Annotated in this window: 11 protein-coding genes; 9 read left to right on the forward strand and 2 right to left on the reverse strand. The window is 64.0% G+C overall.

The annotated features are described in order from the left end of the window. The first annotated feature begins 44 nt into the window (after positions 1-44). The 3 genes from E3T25_RS06810 to E3T25_RS06820 all read left to right on the forward strand — a co-directional run bounded on the left by E3T25_RS06810 (position 45) and on the right by E3T25_RS06820 (position 7,772). Positions 45-3,956, forward strand: a complete 3,912-nt coding sequence (locus E3T25_RS06810; RefSeq protein ID WP_104100992.1) for a DNA-directed RNA polymerase subunit beta' — start codon at positions 45-47, stop codon at positions 3,954-3,956. 180 nt (positions 3,957-4,136) lie between these two features. Then, entirely contained in the window at positions 4,137-4,793 is a 657-nt protein-coding gene (locus tag E3T25_RS06815; protein WP_134373279.1) for a hypothetical protein, read from the forward strand. Between the two features lie 84 nt (positions 4,794-4,877). Further along, positions 4,878-7,772, forward strand: a complete 2,895-nt coding sequence (locus E3T25_RS06820; protein WP_134373282.1) for a putative bifunctional diguanylate cyclase/phosphodiesterase — start codon at positions 4,878-4,880, stop codon at positions 7,770-7,772. A gap of 72 nt (positions 7,773-7,844) precedes the next feature. Here E3T25_RS06820 and E3T25_RS06825 read toward each other — a convergent pair whose 3' ends face one another. Further along, complete coding sequence (locus E3T25_RS06825) at positions 7,845-10,244, reverse strand: glycosyltransferase family 2 protein (protein WP_134373285.1); 2,400 nt, start codon at positions 10,242-10,244, stop codon at positions 7,845-7,847. Positions 10,245-10,548: 304 nt separating this feature from the next. After that, a complete protein-coding gene (locus E3T25_RS06830) occupies positions 10,549-12,003 on the reverse strand; it encodes a DUF222 domain-containing protein (protein WP_134373288.1) in 1,455 nt (484 codons plus the stop codon). A gap of 359 nt (positions 12,004-12,362) precedes the next feature. Here E3T25_RS06830 and E3T25_RS16715 point away from each other — a divergent pair, with 359 nt between their 5' ends. The 6 genes from E3T25_RS16715 (at position 12,363) to E3T25_RS06860 (ending at position 18,469) form a co-directional block, all read left to right on the forward strand. Further along, entirely contained in the window at positions 12,363-13,061 is a 699-nt protein-coding gene (locus E3T25_RS16715) for a hypothetical protein (protein ID WP_166785364.1), read from the forward strand. Then, entirely contained in the window at positions 13,037-14,707 is a 1,671-nt protein-coding gene (locus E3T25_RS06840; protein WP_104100986.1) for a GspE/PulE family protein, read from the forward strand. Before E3T25_RS16715 ends, E3T25_RS06840 begins: the two co-directional genes overlap by 25 nt. Before the next feature lie 19 nt (positions 14,708-14,726). Continuing rightward, on the forward strand, positions 14,727-16,127 hold the full coding sequence (locus E3T25_RS06845; protein ID WP_134373294.1) for a type IV pilus twitching motility protein PilT: 1,401 nt from the start codon (positions 14,727-14,729) through the stop codon (positions 16,125-16,127). After that, positions 16,128-17,357 (forward strand): type II secretion system F family protein, encoded by a 1,230-nt coding sequence (locus E3T25_RS06850; protein WP_134373296.1) that lies wholly within the window; start codon positions 16,128-16,130, stop codon positions 17,355-17,357. A gap of 138 nt (positions 17,358-17,495) precedes the next feature. After that, a complete protein-coding gene (locus E3T25_RS06855; RefSeq protein ID WP_134373298.1) occupies positions 17,496-17,918 on the forward strand; it encodes a type II secretion system protein in 423 nt (140 codons plus the stop codon). Between the two features lie 119 nt (positions 17,919-18,037). Then, the gene (locus E3T25_RS06860) at positions 18,038-18,469 is read left to right on the forward strand and encodes a type IV pilus modification PilV family protein (protein WP_241980709.1); all 432 of its coding nucleotides are present in this window, start codon (positions 18,038-18,040) and stop codon (positions 18,467-18,469) included. The last annotated feature ends 143 nt before the right edge of the window (positions 18,470-18,612 follow it).

An 18,612-nucleotide genomic window follows, 5' to 3' on the forward strand; every position in this document is an offset into this window, starting at 1 on the left:
CCCGGCCGATGACGAACACTTCGAATACTTTCCAAGGAGAGAAATTGCTCGACGTAACCACATTTGACGAGCTTCGCATTGGCCTTGCGACCGCCGACGACATCCGTCGCTGGTCTCACGGTGAGGTCAAGAAGCCCGAAACAATCAACTACCGCACGCTCAAGCCGGAAAAAGACGGCCTGTTCGGCGAGCAGATCTTCGGCCCGTCCAGGGACTGGGAATGCTCATGCGGCAAGTACAAGCGAGTGCGCTTCAAAGGCATCGTCTGCGAGCGCTGCGGCGTCGAGGTCACGAAGTCGTCGGTGCGCCGTGAGCGCATGGGCCACATCGAGCTCGCCGCCCCGGTCACCCACATCTGGTACTTCAAGGGTGTCCCCTCGCGTCTCGGCTACCTGCTGGACATGGCTCCGAAGGACCTCGAAAAGGTCATCTACTTCGCCGCGTACATGGTCATCACGGTTGACGAAGACGGCCGCCACCAGGACATGCCCGGCCTTGAGAACGAGCTCCGCCTCGAGATCAAGACCATCGAGGGCCAGCGCGATTCCCGCATCGCTGACCGTCTGCAGCGCCTGGAAACCGACCTCGCGGCACTGGAGGCCGAAGGTGCCAAGAGCGACCAGAAGAAGCGCACCAAGGACGCCGCCGAAAAGGAGATGAGCCAGGTCCGCAAGTCTCTCGACGAGCAGATCGCTCACCTCGAGCGCGTTTGGGAAGACTTCCGCACCCTCAAGGTCGGCGACCTGAAGCCCGAAGACTCCGTCTTCCACGAGCTGCAGGACCGTTTCGGCATGTACTTCGAGGCCTACATGGGCGCCGAAGCCATCAAGAAGCGCCTGCTGGCCTTCGACCTGGTCACCGAGAGCGAAAACCTGCACCTGCAGATCGCCGAGGGCAAGGGCCAGAAGAAGATCCGTGCGATCAAGCGCCTCCGCGTGGTCAACGCGTTCATCATCACCGGCAACTCGCCGGCCGCGATGGTGCTCGACGTCGTCCCCGTGATCCCGCCCGAACTGCGCCCGATGGTGCAGCTCGACGGTGGCCGCTTCGCGACCTCCGACCTCAACGACCTCTACCGTCGCGTGATCAACCGCAACAACCGCCTGCGTCGTCTGCTTGACCTCGGTGCCCCCGAGATCATTGTGAACAACGAGAAGCGGATGCTGCAGGAGGCCGTTGACGCACTCTTCGACAACGGTCGTCGTGGCCGCCCCGTCACGGGTACCGGAAACCGCGCCCTCAAGTCACTGAGCGACATGCTCAAGGGCAAGCAGGGTCGTTTCCGTCAGAACCTGCTCGGCAAGCGCGTCGACTACTCCGGCCGTTCGGTCATCGTCGTCGGCCCGCAGCTCAAGCTGCACCAGTGTGGTCTGCCCAAGCAGATGGCACTCGAGCTGTTCAAGCCGTTCGTGATCAAGCGCCTGATCGACCTGAGCCACGCTCAGAACATCAAGGCCGCCAAGCGCATGGTCGAGCGTTCACGCCCGCAGGTCTGGGACGTGCTCGAGGAGATCATCCGCGAGCGCCCCGTGCTGCTGAACCGGGCACCGACGCTCCACCGCCTCGGCATCCAGGCGTTCGAGCCTCAGCTCGTGGAGGGTAAGGCGATCCAGTTGCACCCTCTCGTCTGTGCCGCGTTCAACGCCGACTTCGACGGTGACCAGATGGCTGTCCACCTGCCGCTGTCGATGGAAGCCCAGGCCGAAGCGCGCATCCTGATGCTCGCCTCGAACAACATCCTGAAGCCGTCTGACGGTCGCCCGGTGACCCTGCCCACCCAGGACATGATCATCGGTCTGCACCACCTGACCACGCTCAAGGAAGGCGTCATCGGCGAGGGCCGGGCGTTCTCCTCGATCGCGGAAGCGATTCTCGCTTTCGACCAGAAGAAGGACGCGAACCAGGGCCTCGACCTGAACGCCAAGGTGCGCATCCGTTTGGCCGACAAGTACTTCGAGGAGGGCACGCAGCCCGAAGGCGTCGAACTCGTCAACGGCCAGGCCGTCGGAACCGTGTTGGTGACCACCACGCTCGGCCGCGCGATCTTCAACGAGGCCATGCCGGTTGACTACCCGTACTTCGAAAAGGTCGCCGACAAGGGCAGCCTCTCGGCGATCGTCAACGACCTCGCCGAACGGTACCCGAAGGTGGAAGTCGCCGCGACGCTTGACCGCGTCAAGGACGCCGGTTTCTACTGGGCCACCCGGTCCGGTGTGACCGTGGCGCTCAGCGACATCCTGACCCCGCCGAACAAGCCGCAGATCGTTGCTGGCTATGAGAAGCAGGCCGCCAAGGTGCAGTCGCAGTTCGAGAAGGGTCTCACGACCGACCTCGAGCGTCGCCAGGAGCTCATCCAGATCTGGACCAAGGCAACCGAAGACGTCGCCGCGGCCATGCAGGAGAACTTCCCGGCCGACAACACCATCAACCGCATGGTCACCTCCGGTGCCCGTGGTAACTGGCTGCAGGTGCGGAACATCGCTGGTATGCGAGGCCTGGTCAACAACCCGAAGGGTGAGATCATTCCTCGCCCGATCATCTCGAGCTACCGCGAAGGCCTGTCCGTCGCCGAGTACTTCATTGCTACTCACGGTGCTCGTAAGGGTCTGGCCGACACGGCTCTGCGTACCGCCGACTCCGGGTACCTCACGCGTCGTCTCGTGGACGTCTCGCAGGATGTCATCATCCGCGAAGACGACTGTGGCACGACCAAGGGTCTGGAACTGCCGATCGCCGAGGTCAACCCGATGGGCGATCTCGTCCGCCACCCCAACGTGGAGAACGCGGTCTACGCTCGCAGCCTGGCCACCCCGGCGGTCAACGCCAAGGGTGAGATCGTGGCTGACGCCGGCGACGACGTGGGTGACGTGCTCATCGACAAGCTGGTCGAGGCCGGTGTCGAGACCATCAAGGTGCGCTCGGTGCTGACCTGTGAGTCGGCCGTCGGAGTGTGTGCGGTCTGCTACGGCCGCTCGCTCGCCACCGGGCTACTCGTCGACATCGGTGAGGCCGTCGGTATCATCGCCGCACAGTCCATCGGTGAACCGGGTACCCAGCTCACGATGCGTACCTTCCACACCGGTGGATCGGCATCCGCCGACGACATCACCCAGGGTCTGCCTCGTGTGCAGGAACTGTTTGAGGCCCGAACCCCCAAGGGTGCGTCGCCGATCGTCGACACCGCCGGTCGCATCACCATCGAGGACACCGACCGCAGCCGGAAGGTCATCCTTACCCCCGACAACGGCGATGAGCCGATTGCCTACCCGGTGCTCAAGCGCTCCACTCTCCTCGTCGAGGATGGCCAGCATGTCGAGCTCGGCACGCAGATCATCATCGGCGCCGTCGACCCGAAGGAAGTTCTTCGCGTCAAGGGTGTTCGCGCCGTGCAGAAGCACATCGTCGGTGGCGTGCAGGATGTCTACCGGTCGCAGGGTGTGCCGATTCACGACAAGCACATCGAGGTCATCGTTCGCCAGATGCTGCGCAAGGTGACCGTCGTCGAGCACGGCGACACCGGCCTGCTCCCCGGCGAGCTCGTTGACCGGTTGAAGTACAACGACCTCAACCGCACCGCGCTCACCGAGGGCAAGAAGACGGCGTCGGCTCGTCAAGAAGTCATGGGTATCACCAAGGCTTCGTTGGCGACCGAATCCTGGCTGTCGGCCGCTTCCTTCCAGGAGACCACCCGGGTTCTGACCCAGGCGGCCATGGAAGGCAAGAGCGACCCGCTGATGGGCCTCAAGGAGAACGTGATCATCGGTAAGTTGATCCCGGCCGGCACCGGTCTTCCCCGCTACCGCGACGTCACCGTCGAGGCAACGGATGAAGCCAAGGCTGAGCGTTACCCGAACCGCATCTTCACCGATGATGCAGCGTTCAACGAGGGTGACCTGAGCTTCGTCGACTTCGACAGCTTTTCGTCGGATGACTTCACCCCCGGCACCTACAACTAGTCACTAGCGATAGGTTCCACGGACGGCCTCCTGCCTCGGCAGGGGGCCATCCGTGGTTATGCCCGTTCGCCCCCGCTGGTCGAGCCTGTCGAGACCCGAGCCTGTCGAGACCCGCGATAGGCTTGTCCAGAATCTTTTTGGGGGTATCGCATGGGTGCAGGTCCGGTGTCCGCTTCGGCAATGACGCGTCGACGGATGTGGGTGCTCCTCGGCGCCGTCGGCTCCATGCTGGTCATCGCCCTCATTGTCCTGCTCATTGTCTGGCGGGGCGGCGCGGGCGCGCCGGAGGGAGAGGCGGTCGGGCGGCCGCAGCCGCACTCGTCCCCTGCCCCCCTGGCCCTCGCCAGTGTGCCTGCTCCGACGGCCACGACGGATGGGCCGCATCCGTCGACCTGTGATGAGCTCTACAGCCCGGCGATCGTGGCCGCTTTCGATGACCTGGTGCTCAACCCGGCCTGGGTCGCTGAGGAGAACTCGGACGTCAACCGCGGGTCCGGGGACCCGGAGTTGATCGCCCTGATCGACGCTACCGGGGAGCGCCTCACCTGCGTGTGGGCGAACGCCAACGGCGGGTCCGGCCTGGGACTGACCACGGAGCTGGTGTGGGTGACCCCGGAACAGTCGACCAAGATTCAAAGCCGGCTGACCGCCGTAGGTATGAACTGCTACGAGGAACTCGGCGGAATGCGTTGCCTCATCGAGACAACCGAGGATGGTGAACTCGTCGGTGAGTCGCACTTTCTTCGCGACGACATCTGGCTGGCCACCAGATATGTCAATACCGGACCGGACGGCTACACGCACGACATCATCGCCAACGTGTGGGCCGACGAGTAGTCACCCGGGAGATCCGCAATCCGCGCACAAAGTAGGGTAGAAGCAACGACCGGCAGACCTGCTTTTCGGGAGCAGAGGAACAGTATGCGGTTGGTCGGGCAGCTCGGTGGAGCGCTAGTCGGTGCCATGGGTCTCCTGGTGCTGGTCAGTTGGTACGTCGGAGTCGACGCCCTGCCGCCCGTGCTCCGCGACCTGCTGGCGATGAAGCCGACGGCAGCCCTGGGGCTCGTGCTGGTGGCGGTTGCCGTGCTGGCCGTCGATCGTCGCAGGCTGACCGTGACCCTGGGTCTGCTGGCACTGATGATCGGCGCCCTCACGATCGCGGAGTTCGTCGTCGGCCGATCACTCGGCATCGATGTGCTCCTGCCGGGAATCGACTTCGGCGGGCGGTCGGAGCGGATGGCGCCGTCCACGTCGGTGGCGCTGGTCCTGCTCGGTGCGTCCGTCATCGCCAGCCGGGCCGCTCGATCCGCCGTGATGCTCGGCTTCGCATTCGCGGCTCTGGGCGTCAGCCTGGTCGCGATCCTGGGTTATGCCTATGGCGTCTCCTCGCTGTATTCGCTGGGCGGCTACACGAGTATGGCCTGGCAGACGGCCTTGGGCGTCGGAATCCTCGCCACGGCCCTGTTGATTCAGCGCCCCGATGCCGGTCTGATCGGCCTCTTCCGAGACGGTGGCAGTGCGGGTCGGCTCCTCCGCCAGGTCATTCCATTCCTAGTTCTGGGACCGTTCATCCTCGGTTGGCTGCGGCTGTGGGGACAGCGCCAGGGCTGGTACGACACGGCCTTCGGCGTCGCCATCCTGATCCTCGGCATGACAGTGCTCAGCTGCGCGCTGGCGTGGGTCGCTGCCCGCCGGCTGCGTGACCTCGATCGTCAGCGTGATGCCGCGATGCAGGCTCTCGCTGAGGCCAACCATACGTTGGAGGTGACGGTCGAGAACCGAACCCGCCAGCTCGCGGAGACGGCCGACACGCTGCACACCCTCATCAAGATCGCACCCGTTGGAATCGTGCAGATGGATGCCGCGGGCGGGCTCGTGTCCGCCAACGACCAGTGGCTGGCACTCAGCGGCCTCACGAAGAGTCAGTCGCGCCGCGACGGCTGGGCCACCGCGCTCCATCCGGATGACGCGGAACGGGTGCTCCTCGGTTGGGAAGCGAGCGCCGCAGCCGGCGAGCCCTTCGAAACCACCCTGCGGTTTCGCACCCCTGAGGGCCACATCAACTGGGTGCAGGTGAACACCGCTCCGATGCGTGATGAGAAGGGCATCATCGGGCACCTGGCCAGCGTCACCGATGTCACCGCGCAGCGTGAGGCCGAGAACGCGGCCACGGCCGCCGCGGCCCGGTTCGAGGCTGCCTTCGCTTCCTCGCCGTTGGGAACGGCCATCGTGACGCTCGACGGACAGGTAGTGGCCGCCAACAGGCGGCTCCTGGAACTGGCGGGTCACCAGAACCCGCTTGTCAGCGCCCATATCGAGACGATCTTCATGCCGGCTGAGGACGCTGACGATGAGGAGTCGGAGAGCGCTGGCCTGGAAGGTCCGTCGACCCGACAACGCATCGACCGGCGGATGCGTCACGAAGGCAATCAGGAAACCTGGGTCAAGGTCAGCATCGCCGAGATCTTCGAGGGCGACCAGGCCGGGGGACTGCTGTACCAGCTGGAGGACATCACCGCCCGACGCCTGGCCGAGGCGCGGGTTGAGCACCTGGCATTCCACGACCCGCTGACGAACCTGCCCAACCGTCTGCTCCTGCTCGACCGGTTGAAGCAGGCGCTTCTGCAGGCGTCGCGCCAGGGTCGCGGCGTTGCGGTGCTATTCATCGACCTCGACCGGTTCAAGTTCGTCAATGACAGCCTTGGGCACCACGCCGGTGACACAGTGCTGAACGAGGTTGCCATCCGCCTCCGGCAAAGCATCCGGGCCGGCGACACGGTGTCCCGGATCGGAGGCGACGAGTTCGTCGTGATCTGCCCGGATGTCGGTGGCAGCGAGGATGTGCACCGGATTGCCGATTCGATCCAGGCGGCCATCGCGCGGCCGATCACGATCGGCGACCAGTCGGCATCCGTCGACGCCAGCATCGGGATTGCTTTCGGCCTCGGGCACGACGATGCCGAACTGCTCCTGCGCAATGCGGATCAGGCCATGTACCTGGCGAAGGACCGCGGGCGCGCCCGCTACGAGGTCTTCGACGACGACCTGCGGTACCGCATCCATCAGCGGCTCGACAGCGAGTTGGCCCTGCGCGACGCGGTGGAACTGGGCCAGATCGAATCCTGGTATCAGCCGATCGTGGATCTGCAGGACCACAAGGTGGTGGCGACCGAGGCTTTGGCACGCTGGCGGAGGCCCGAGCGCGGGCTCGTGATGCCGGGTGACTTCATTGCTCTCGCCGAGGAAGTGGGTCTGATCAAGGGAATCGGATCGACGGTGCTCGGCCAGGCGTGCCGGGCGGCCAGGGGGCTGCCTCAGGGAGTGGCGGTCAGCGTCAACGTGTCCGCGCGGCAATTCGTGCAGGATGACTTCGGTGACGTCGTCAAGCGGGCCCTCGCCGAGTCGGGTCTGCCGCCGGAACAGCTCTGGCTGGAGCTGACCGAGAGCGCGGTGCTCGACGCCATCGATTCCGCGGCCCGGACCTTCCAGGAGCTGCGGAGCCTGGGCGTGCGGTTGGCCATCGACGACTTCGGCACGGGGTATTCATCTTTCACGCACCTGCGCGCGTTCACGGTTGACCTGCTCAAGATCGACCTGACGTTCATTCGCGACGTCGAGAGCTCCGATCACGATCGCGCGATCGTGGAGGGAATCCTGCGTCTGGCCGATTCCCTGAACCTGGATGTCGTCGCCGAGGGCATCGAGACGACGAGCCAGCGGGACCTGCTGAGATCCATGGGCTGCCGCTTCGGCCAGGGCTATCTTTTCTCCAAGCCCACGCCGTCCGTGCATCCCGAAGTGCAGTTCGCCCACTAGCCCTGGCGCTCTGCGGTGCCCGGGGCGGAGGGTGATGTCGCAGCCGCCCTATGAGAGTGCCACTGCTCGGCCTTATCCCGTCGGGTTCGCCCGGTCGAATTGAAGGCCGGCCTCGTAGCCCACCCAGCGTCGTTTCACCCACCGCACCTCGGCCACCTCCGGTTGTGCCAGGCTTCCGGGGATCTCGACGATGACGAGCGCTCCCGGTTCCAGACGGTGGCGGAGCGATAGGCGGCACCCGCCGAAGCCGATGTCCTCGACCGCTGCCGTGAGCGCCCCGGGATCCCGATCCAGGGATTCCGCTTTCGGATGATCGACGACGTCGAGTGCCAGCCCTCCCGCCGCGGCGGTGGGCACGCGGTCGACGGCGAACGCGGCCTCACGTTCCCGGGCGAGTTCGAGAGCTGGGCCGCGCTCGAAGAGGGTGACGGGATGCAAAACAGCCGACGAGTTGGTAGCCATCCGAACCTGGGCGCGCCGCCAGGGAAGCGTGGGCGTTGTGGCCCCACGTACTGCACGCCAGCCGGCAGTGGCGAGGTAGGCCTTCTCCTCCTCGTCTCCCCGGACCCAGCTCGGTGATTCGGTGATCACCTGTACCAGGTCCACGGTCTGCTCTGGGGTGAGCGGATCGAAACGGAAGCCGATCGTCACACCGTCCGAGGAGTTCACGATCCAGCTGCCTATTCCGGGCAGTTCGCCGACCTCAGGGATCTGAAGAGCGGTGACCGACGATGCCTTGGAGGCGAAGCCCTTCGGGTCGAGCCGCTCCGACCAGGGAATGGATATGCGCGCCCCCATCAGGCTCAGGTCGACGAGTTCACCCGGGTGAGCGCCAAAATTCTGGAAGGCCGCGGTCACCGGTGTACTCATCGGCGTGCGCTCGGCTGACCGGAGGCGTGGACGCTCAACGCACAGAGTGACGGCCAGCACCAGGCCGACCACGAAGTACAGGCACCAGAAGACGTTGATGTACAGCGCGCTCGTGTTGGCGAGTTCCGGGCTGAGGAAGATTCCTCGCACCAGGCCGACGGCCGCCAGGGTCAGAAGCACCAGGTGGGGGAGCGCGATTCGCCAGTGGAAGACCTGTTCTTTCAGGCCAACGCCCTTGGGGGTGACGTTGAAGGCTTTGACTCGCAGGCCCAGCGTCTCAGCTGCCGCGGAGAGCGCGATGGCGGGGGTCAGAGCCAATTCGTAGATGTTGCTCCAGGAATGGCTCCGGCGACGTCCGACGATGATGGCGAAACACAGCATCACGCAGAGATAGGTGGGCAGCCAGAAGATAAGCAGGGCCTCCACGCTCGTGTCCAGGGCGACCACCCCGAAGAGGAGGAAGAGCAGCGGGGTAATGATGTAGATCAGCTTGAAAACCCCGAAGTACCAGTAGACGACCGCATCGGAATAGAGCCACCTCTGCATGAGTGTGAGTCCGGGCAGGGTCAGTGGGTTCCACTTGCGGGCCGTCTGGATGTTGCCGCGGCACCAGCGGTCACGCTGCTTGAGCATGTCGGCCAGGTTCTCCGGGGCCAGCCCGGCCGCAATGATGTCCGGCACGAATTCGGTCCGGTACTTGGCCCCCTGGATCAGGAGGCCCGTGGCGAGATCCTCCGTGATCACACCCACTGCAAATCCTCCCACGCTTTCCAAAGCCGAGCGGCGGAACATCGTGTTGCTCCCCACGTACATCACCGCATTGAAGCGCGATTTGCCGGCCTGCAGGGTACGCATGAAGAAGTCCTGCTCGTTCGGCAAAGCCTGACCGGAGAACAGGTTGTACTGGAACGGGTCCTCGTTGTAGAACGCCTGGGGCGCCTGGACGAAGCCCAGCTCGGGGTCCTGAAAACGACCGACGGTGCGCTCCAGGAAGTCCGGCCGGGGAACCATGTCCGCGTCCAGGGTCACGATCAGGTCCCCGTCGCTCCGCCCAAGCGCATTGTTGAGGTTGCCGGCTTTGGCGTGAGCGTGGTCAGGCCGGATGAGATGGATGGCCCCGTACTCTTCGGCAAGTTGGCGCACTTCCTCACGCGCGCCGTCATCGCAGACGAAAACGCGAACGCCGTCGGTCGGATAGCGCATGCCCACGGCGCCGGCGATGGTCATCCGGAGCATTGACACGGGCTCGTTGTAGGTGGCAATGAACACGTCGACCCGCGGGAGCTCGTCTGCTGGCGGCAACGGCACAGTGCGCCCGGCGTATGGGGTCCAGAGGGTGACATACACCGCCAGCGATTGTGCGAATCCGAGTACTTCGACCGTCAACAGCAGAATGCCGGTCGCAGTGTTCCACCAGGCGTCGGACGGGATGGTGAACAACACGCGCCACGTGAGGTAGATGATTCGCACGACAATGGTGATCACGATGGCACTCTTGTGCCCGAAGCCGGGGCGCCGGCGTGAACCGATCCAAAGCGTTTCCATCACGACCAGTATCAAGGCCGGATAGACAAGCATCCAGTACCAATTTTCAATCATCATGCAGCCCCCTGGTCGTTCCTAGGGAAAACCTAGCAGTGCTGGTTCAGATTCGGTGAGCATCAGAATTTTCGGTTTCCCGGGGGTTTTGATGATTGCAGGAGGGCGTTCTTGCCGGGCAGGACCGCCGGCGTCTGCGAGCCATTGGTCGAGGTGGTGGGCTTCGGTCCAGGCGGGTGGGCGTTCGTAGCCGGGCCAGCGGCATCCGACGTAGCGGGCCACGATTCCCGCGCGTTGCTTCTCGGTGAAGAGGCGCTGCGCGAGGCGGACGTTGACGCATTGTCCGTCGTCGAGAAGTGTGACTGGACTACAGCCCCGATCTCTTGCTCGGCAACGCCACCAGCGTCTGCTCTGGATCGAACTCGACCGGTGGCCTCAGCCAGCGCTGCGTTCCGGTGCGAATGATCGTCCAGTGCTGGTTGTGCAGTAGCAAATGGTGCGGATGGCACAGCAGCACTCCGTCGGCCAAATCGGTGTACCCGTTTTCCTTCAACCATTCGTTGACGTGATGGGCCTCAGTCCACGCCGGTGGCCTGTCGCAGCCGACCCAGAGGCATCCACCGTCACGGACTGCCATTGCGGCGCGCTGGTGCTCGGTGAAGAGCCGTTCGTCGCGGCCGACATTGATGATTTGGCCGTCCGCGTCGAACTTGATGCCGCGGGTTCCGGTGTCGCAGAGGAGTCGGTCGATGGTCTCCTGCGAGATGGGGACCGGGTTGCCCTCGATCTGCCCGTGAGCGGCCGGTGCGGCCGGCTGCCGCGCCTCTGCTTCCTGCGCGGCTGCTTCCGGCTTCAGCGCCTTTTCGGTCACGATCACGCGCACCGAGGGTCGGCGTCCGCCGAAGACCCGGCCCGGGTCGGCCTCGCCGGCGATCTTCAGCAGCTGCACGAGGGAGTCCGCGGCGATCTGTTCGGTCGTGCGGAGGTCGTCTTGCATCTTCTTTGCCCAGGCTGCCCGCTCTGCGTCCACGAATCGAACCCCGCCGCGGCGGGGGCCCGTGATCGAGTCGAAGGTGGAGAGCACGAACTCGCCGTCTTCGGGGGCAAACAGCCCGTTCAGGCGTACGGTGCCGTTGCCCAGCCGGTAGACCCGCAGGTAGCGGTCGTCGTAGGCCTGCTTCTCGCGGGCGGCAATGCCGGCCTCGTCAAGCCGGTCGCGCATCCGTCTCGCCTGCTTGAACACCTGATCGGCATTCAGTGACGACGCCTCGGTGAGGAGCGCCGCCAGGGCCACCCCGAGCTTCTCCGCGGTAACTGCCGCATCGACCTGGCCGAGCCCGGCCCGGATCGCCTCGGCAGCGTCAACCGAGAGCGTGCCGGCGGTGACGGCCCGGGCGATCGGCGCCTGCCACGGCACCTTCGCCTCGAATTCGGCGACCTCGGCGGCATCCCTGTCGGGCGAGGACAGCGCCGCCTCGACGAGCCTGTCGGCCGCCTCGGCATCAGCCATCATCGTGCCGACCGCCACCAGCTTGTACGCGTCACCCTTCGACGAGCCGGTCGAGTTCTGAATCAGGGCCTCCGGGGAGAGGTACCCCTGCTGCGCCGCCAAACCCGAGTGCCCGAGCTCCGGTCGGGAACGTTCGGCGATGGTCGCCGCCATCCAGGCGGCATAGGTATCGACGAGACGGCGGATCGAAGCGATTCGCTTCTGACCGGCCAACACCTCGGCATCAGGAAGGGCCGCGAAGTCAGCGCATGACGAGCCCAGCAGGGCCACGGCATCGGCCGCCTGCCTGAGGTCTTCCGCGAGGTTGGTCATGTTACGAGAATACCTCAACTCGCACCCAGTGTCGAGAGTTACTCACATAATTTGAGAGAATAATCGAATTTATCTCTGAGCAACTCCGGCCGCTCCGAAGCCGTCCAAGACCGCCGGTTGCCTCAATGGAGACCCCGGGGCGGTGAAGGTTTCCCGGGCGCAGGCGAGACCACCGGAACCGCCACCGTGACGCCCGCCCCGACCAACGCACCCACCGCTACAGATTCTCCGACCACCACCACGCCCCCGGCAACCCTCAAGCCGACGCAATCCGCAAGCCGACGCAACCTGCACCCGGGCAGACCGCGGCGCCGGGCGTCCCACGTCCAACCGCGTGCACGCAGCTCTACAGCCCGGCCATGGTCGAGGCGCTCGGCGACCTGACCCTGAACCCCGTCTGGAGCCAGGACCCGGATGCCGACGTGTCCCACGGCACCGACGATGCCGAGCTGCGCGTCCAGATCGACGCTCTCGACCACCTGACCTGCGTCTGGGCGAGCCCATATGGGGGATCCGACACCGGGATTATCACCACCGTGGTCTGGGTGACCCCGGAACAGAGCGCCGCGGTGGAGGCCCGGCTCGTCGCAAACGGACTGGAGTGCTTCACCCAGTCGGAGGGCCGCCGCTGCGTCATCCAGACGAACACGGCAGACGGCGCTTTCGGTGAGTCCCACTTTCTGAGGGGCGGCATCCGGCTCACCACGAAGTACACGAATGCCGGCCCGCTGGGCTACACACAGAACATCATCGAAAACCTTTGGTGGGTGTCTAGACCGTTTCGAGCAGGCCGAGACCGGCCCGGGCATCGCCCAGCAGCGGCCGCATTCCGCCTGCCGCCCCGCGGGCCGCAACCGGGTCGAAGCCGGGTCGATGCCGTGTCTATGTCGGGTCGAAGCCCCGCCCCGTTAGGATCACTGAACAGAGGCATTTTTTCGAACCGTGTCCCCCTCATTGTGGGTCTGGCCGGATTCCCTGCCCCCGAGATAGCGTTGTCCGTTACTTACTTACCGAGCCTGTTCGAGAGGATCGCGTGGCCAGCCTCACCGAAATCTTGATCCTGCACGGTCTGCTGCCGATCGAGGAGCTCGACCACCTCATGGCCGGCGACCCCGCCGATGAGAGCGCCGTCCGCGCCCTCGTCGCCAAGGGCGTCATCACCGAGGTTCAGTTCGCCAAGGCTCGGGCCCAGCAGGCCAACCTGCCCTTCGTCGAGCTGATCGACTACCCGGTCGATCGCCTCGCCGTGGCTCTCGTTCCGGTGGCCGTCTGCAAACGCCACGAAGTGCTCCCGATCGCCGTCGACAACGGCCGCCTCATCCTCGCAATGGTCGACCCCGGCAATGTCTTCGCTGTCGACGACGTGCGCGAAGCATCACGGATGCGCGTCACCCAGGTTGTCGCCGAGCGCAGCGATCTACTCGCCGCCATCACCCGCTACCACCGCGCCGACGACGAGCTCAGCGACCTCACCTCCACACTCGAGGAAGAGAACGCCGCCACCGAGAGCTCCTCTTTCGGAGTCTCGGACTCCATCGACGACGATGCCCCGATCGTGCGGTTCGTGAACCTGTTGGTCAGCCAGGCCATCCAGGACCTGGCCTCGGACATCCACATCGAACCCGGCGAGCACAGCCTGCGGGTGCGCTACCGCATCGACGGCGTGCTGCACGAGATGCAGACCGCACCCAAGAGCATCCAGAACGGTGTTATCTCCAGGCTCAAAATCATGAGCGATATCGACATCGCCGAGCGGCGCAAACCCCAGGACGGCCGCATGACCGTGCGCCATGCCGGCCGTCAGATCGACCTGCGCGTTGCGACTCTCCCCACAGTGTGGGGCGAGAAGGTCGTCATGCGAATTCTCGATAACTCGAACACGACCCTCGACGTGCGCGCGCTGGCCCTGCTCGAGCACAACTTCGAGGCCTACAAGACCTCCTACTCCAAGCCTTACGGCATGATCCTGATCACCGGTCCGACCGGTTCGGGCAAGTCCACCACGCTCTACACGACCCTGGGTGCGGTCGCCCGCCCCGAGATCAACGTGATCACGGTCGAAGACCCGGTCGAATACCGCATGGCCGGCATCAACCAGGTGCAGGTGAACCCGAAGGCAGGTCTCACCTTCGCGAGTGCGCTGCGTTCCATCCTGCGAAGCGACCCGGATGTCGTTCTGCTGGGTGAGATCCGCGACCACGAGACCGCACAGATCGCCATCGAGGCCTCGCTGACCGGCCACCTCGTGCTCTCCACCCTGCACACCAACGACGCGCCGAGCGCCATCACCCGGCTGACGGAAATGGGTATCGAGCCCTTCCTGGTGGGTTCCGCCCTGGACTGCGTGGTCGCCCAACGCCTGGCGCGGCGCCTCTGCGACAAGTGCAAGACGCCATCCGTGCTGACCGTCGACTACCTGACGCGCCTCCGCTTCGCGTTCGACCCGGAGCGCCCGCTGCCCACGATCTTCGAGGCGGTCGGCTGCACGCAGTGTTCGAAGACCGGTTACCGGGGGCGCATCGCCGTGCACGAGGTGATGACCGTGACCGAGGAGATCGAGCGGCTCGCCGTGGCCCGAGCATCGAGCGCCGAAATCGGCCGGGTGGCGCGCGAACAGGGCATGATCACCCTCCGCGAGGATGGCTGGGCCAAGGCCCAAATGGGTTTGACATCGATCGAAGAAATCTTGCGAGTGGTCGCATAGTGCAAAAGGGGATATCTGCATGAGTCAGCCCATCTATGAAATTCCTGTCACGCCTCCTGGGGCTGCCGGGGGCAGCTGGAGCCTCGGCGATCCCGAGCGTCGAGGCGCCGAACAGACGGAGCACGATGTCGCGCCGGCCGCTCCTGACTCGGCGGAGTTCGAGTTCGTCGATGTTACGGATGCCGCACAGCCGCCGACAACGGTCCTCCCGGTGGACACCGGCACGGTCGAGACGACCGGGCGCCGCGCCCGCGCCAACCGCACCGGCGACAACGAGGTCTCCGACCTTGACCTGCTGAACGCCCTGGCCGAGGTTCTCGACCTGAACGCCTCCGATCTGCACATCACCGTCGGAGCGCCGCCGAGCATTCGCGTCGATGGCGGCCTGCGGCCGATTGAGGGCGCGAGCAAGTGGATGGGTGACAAGGTCACCTCTGCGCTCTACAGCATCCTCTCGGCGAAGCAGCGCGCGCAGTTCGAGGAGGAGCTCGAACTCGACTTCGCCTATACGGCTGGCGGCGCGCGCTTTCGCGTGAACTACTACTACCAGCGCAACTCGATCGGTGGGGCGTTCCGCCTGATCCCGCGCGAGATCAAGCCCCTGAAAGACCTCGGAATTCCCGAGACCGTCGGCCAGTTCGCCAAGCTTCCTCGCGGCCTGGTTCTGGTGACCGGCCCCACTGGTTCGGGCAAGTCCACCACCCTGGCGGCACTAATCGACCTGGTCAACCGCACCCGTGCCGACCACATCGTCACGGTCGAAGACCCGATCGAGTTTCTGCACAAGCATCAGAAGTCGCTGGTCAACCAGCGCGAGGTCGGCCACGACACGAAAAGCTTCGCCTCCGCGCTCAAGCACGTGCTGCGCCAGGACCCCGACGTGATTCTGATCGGCGAGCTGCGCGACCTGGAGACCATCTCCGTGGCCCTCACCGCCGCCGAAACCGGCCACCTCGTCTTCGCCACCCTGCACACGCAGTCGGCCGCCCAGACCATCGACCGCGTGATCGACGTGTTCCCGCCGCATCAGCAGGGTCAGGTGCGTGCACAGCTAGCCGCCACCCTGCAGGGTGTGGTCTGCCAGACCCTCGTCAAGAAAATCGGTGGCGGCCGCGTTGTCGCGACCGAGGTTCTGGTTACAACCTCCGCGGTCGCCAACCTGATCCGCGAGGGCAAGACCTACCAGGTCGCCTCCGCGATGCAGGCCGGACGTGCTCTGGGCATGCACACCATGGACCAGCACCTCGCCGAACTCGTCGACGCGGGTCTCATCACCCGCGCATCGGCCGAAGAGAAGGCTCAGGACCTCGAGGGGCTGAACCAGCTGATTCGTCGCGTGGACCCCACCGAAACCACTGGCCGGGGAATGTCGGCTAGCGGAATCGACTTCGGCGACTCGTACTCATCCAGAGGACACTAAATGGCAACAACTCAGGCTTATGCCTACAAGGCGCGCAACGCCGCTGGTAAAGCTGTAAAGGGGCGACTGGACGCAGCCTCTGAGAGTGCCGCGATGGCACGCCTGAGCATCATGGGGCTGTCACCGATCTCGGTCAGTGAGGCCGCGGACGGAACCGGACTCAGTACGGAGATCCGGATTCCCGGGTTCAGTAAGAGTATCGGACTTAAAGATTTGGCGATCATGAGCCGCCAAATGGCGACGATGACCTCGGCTGGCCTCTCGCTCCTACGAACCCTGAATATTCTCTCCGAGCAGACCGAAAACAAGGAACTCGCCAAGATCTTGGGGAAAATCCGTACCGATGTGGAGACAGGCGTTTCCCTGTCTGAGGCCATGGAGAAGCACTCCATCGTGTTTCCGCCCATCATGATCAACCTGGTCCGGGCAGGTGAGACGGGTGGATTCCTCGAAAAATCGCTCAATTCAGTGGCTGGGAACTTCGAATCCGAGGTGAAGCTGCGCGACACCATCAAGTCAGCCCTGGCCTATCCGACCATTGTGCTCATCATGGCTGTCGTCGCTGTGATCGGCATGCTTACCTTCATCGTTCCAGTCTTCGAGAAGATGTTCGCTGGTTTCGGCGGGCAGCTCCCCGCGCCCACGATGGTATTGGTCGTGCTTTCGAAAGCAATGGTATGGCTGCTACCTGTTCTCATCCTCGTGGCAATTGCGTTCAGTATTTGGTGGAAGAAGAACAAGAACACCGAGCGCGTGCGCAAAGCCGTCGACCCGGTCAAACTCAAACTCCCCGTCTTCGGTCAACTCTTGACGAAGCTCGCAATTGCGCGTTTCAGTCGCAACTTCTCAACCATGATTGGTGCCGGTGTGCCCATTCTCCAGTCGCTGAGCATCGTGGGTGAAACCTCCGGAAATTGGGTCGTCGAGTCTGCCCTGCATAAGGTGCAGGAATCGGTGCGTCAAGGTAAGTCAATCGCGGGACCGCTCAGCCTGGAGCCGGTCTTTCCAGCCATGGTGACCCAGATGATCGCGGTCGGCGAGGACGCCGGCGCCCTGGAACAGATGCTGGGCAAGATCGCCGACTTCTATGACCAGGAAGTCCAAGCGACCGCCGAGCAACTCACTGCGCTGATCGAACCCCTGATGATTGCGTTCATCGGTGTTGTCATCGGCGGGATGATCGTTGCCCTCTACATGCCCATGTTCAGCATCTTCGAATACATCAAGTAGCCCCCCCCCCCGCATTGGGGGCATGAAATCGGCCCCCTACCCCTGAACGTGGGATAGTACAACGTTGGCTGGCCCATAAGCTCAAATCAGGCAAACGCAATCGCCTTTCCCAGCACCCATCCAGAAAAGGACTTCCACATGATCCGCAGCATCTCGGAAGCGCTTGCCCACAAGCGTTCAGAACTCGGCCAGAAGGAAAAGGGCTTCACGCTCATTGAGCTTCTCGTCGTCGTCATCATCATCGGCATCCTGGCCGCGATCGCCATCCCGATCTTCCTCGGCCAGCAGGATTCAGCCAAGGATGCTGGTGTCAAGTCCGACCTCGCGACCGCCAAAATTGCCATCGTCTCCTACTACACGGACGGGGCTACGGCCGCGCCGACACTGGCCCTCCTGGCTCCATACGGCTACGCGAAGAGCGACAACACAGAATCCGTCACCATCACCACCGCTCCCACCGGGTCAGGAACTCCGTTCTGCATTGACGGCGTCAGCAAAAGTTCCAGCTCCACCAAGTTCAAGGTCACCCACAACGCAGGGGTCGTCAAAGGCAACTGCTAACAATTCGCAGCTAATCCTGTGAGAGACCGAATGGAGCCCCGCGGATACCGCGGGTCCCCATTCGGTCCCTCCATAGAAACTTTCCTTGGCAGCACCTGGCAGACCGGACCTCGACCGTGATGACAATTCAGGCCTCGCAGGCTGGGCACAACGACCGGCACGAGCGCGGCTTCGGTTTGATTGAAATCGTGATTTCGATGTTCCTACTCTCGCTGTTGACCATTGCATTTCTGCCTCTTCTGATCACGGCAATGAAAACCACGGTTCTGAGTTCGACCATTGCCTCAGCTAGTCAGCTAGTGAGTCAGCAACTCGACGCGATTCGTGCGGTGGCTCCGAACTGCGCCGAAGTAGGTGCGTTCGATGACGCGTCCGTCGCTACCTCGGGTTTGTCCGGAGGTACAGTTTTTCAGCCGCACCGTCTGGTGGGCCCTTGTCCCGGAACCTATCCTGGGGTGATCAGTGTTAGGGCTTGGGTTACCAAAGCAGGCGACGTCAAGGTGATGGCCGAGGCGACAACTCTGGTCTACGTCAAGTCGGCCACCCCATGAGTGCTGTGCGCGGCCTCCCTCTCAGTGGTGATAAAGGCGTTAGCCTCATCGAATTGATCATCTATTCAATGCTCTCAGTCGTAGTGCTCTTTATTGTTGGAAGCCTCTTAATCAGCTCGCTTTCCGCACAAGGCACTGTGCGG

Source organism: Cryobacterium sandaracinum, assembly GCF_004403415.1.
Classification (GTDB): Bacteria; Actinomycetota; Actinomycetes; order Actinomycetales; family Microbacteriaceae; genus Cryobacterium; species Cryobacterium sandaracinum.

What these genes read in the sequence shown, in the direction of transcription:
- E3T25_RS16715 (WP_166785364.1), top strand. Translation starts at nt 12,363, where the DNA reads ATGGTCGAGGCGCTCGGCGACCTGACCCTGAACCCCGTCTGGAGCCAG.
- E3T25_RS06820 (WP_134373282.1), top strand. Translation starts at nt 4,878, where the DNA reads ATGCGGTTGGTCGGGCAGCTCGGTGGAGCGCTAGTCGGTGCCATGGGT.
- E3T25_RS06830 (WP_134373288.1), bottom strand. Translation starts at nt 12,003, where the DNA reads ATGACCAACCTCGCGGAAGACCTCAGGCAGGCGGCCGATGCCGTGGCC.
- E3T25_RS06845 (WP_134373294.1), top strand. Translation starts at nt 14,727, where the DNA reads ATGAGTCAGCCCATCTATGAAATTCCTGTCACGCCTCCTGGGGCTGCC.
- E3T25_RS06815 (WP_134373279.1), top strand. Translation starts at nt 4,137, where the DNA reads ATGACGCGTCGACGGATGTGGGTGCTCCTCGGCGCCGTCGGCTCCATG.
- E3T25_RS06825 (WP_134373285.1), bottom strand. Translation starts at nt 10,244, where the DNA reads ATGATGATTGAAAATTGGTACTGGATGCTTGTCTATCCGGCCTTGATA.
- E3T25_RS06855 (WP_134373298.1), top strand. Translation starts at nt 17,496, where the DNA reads ATGATCCGCAGCATCTCGGAAGCGCTTGCCCACAAGCGTTCAGAACTC.
- E3T25_RS06850 (WP_134373296.1), top strand. Translation starts at nt 16,128, where the DNA reads ATGGCAACAACTCAGGCTTATGCCTACAAGGCGCGCAACGCCGCTGGT.
- E3T25_RS06860 (WP_241980709.1), top strand. Translation starts at nt 18,038, where the DNA reads ATGACAATTCAGGCCTCGCAGGCTGGGCACAACGACCGGCACGAGCGC.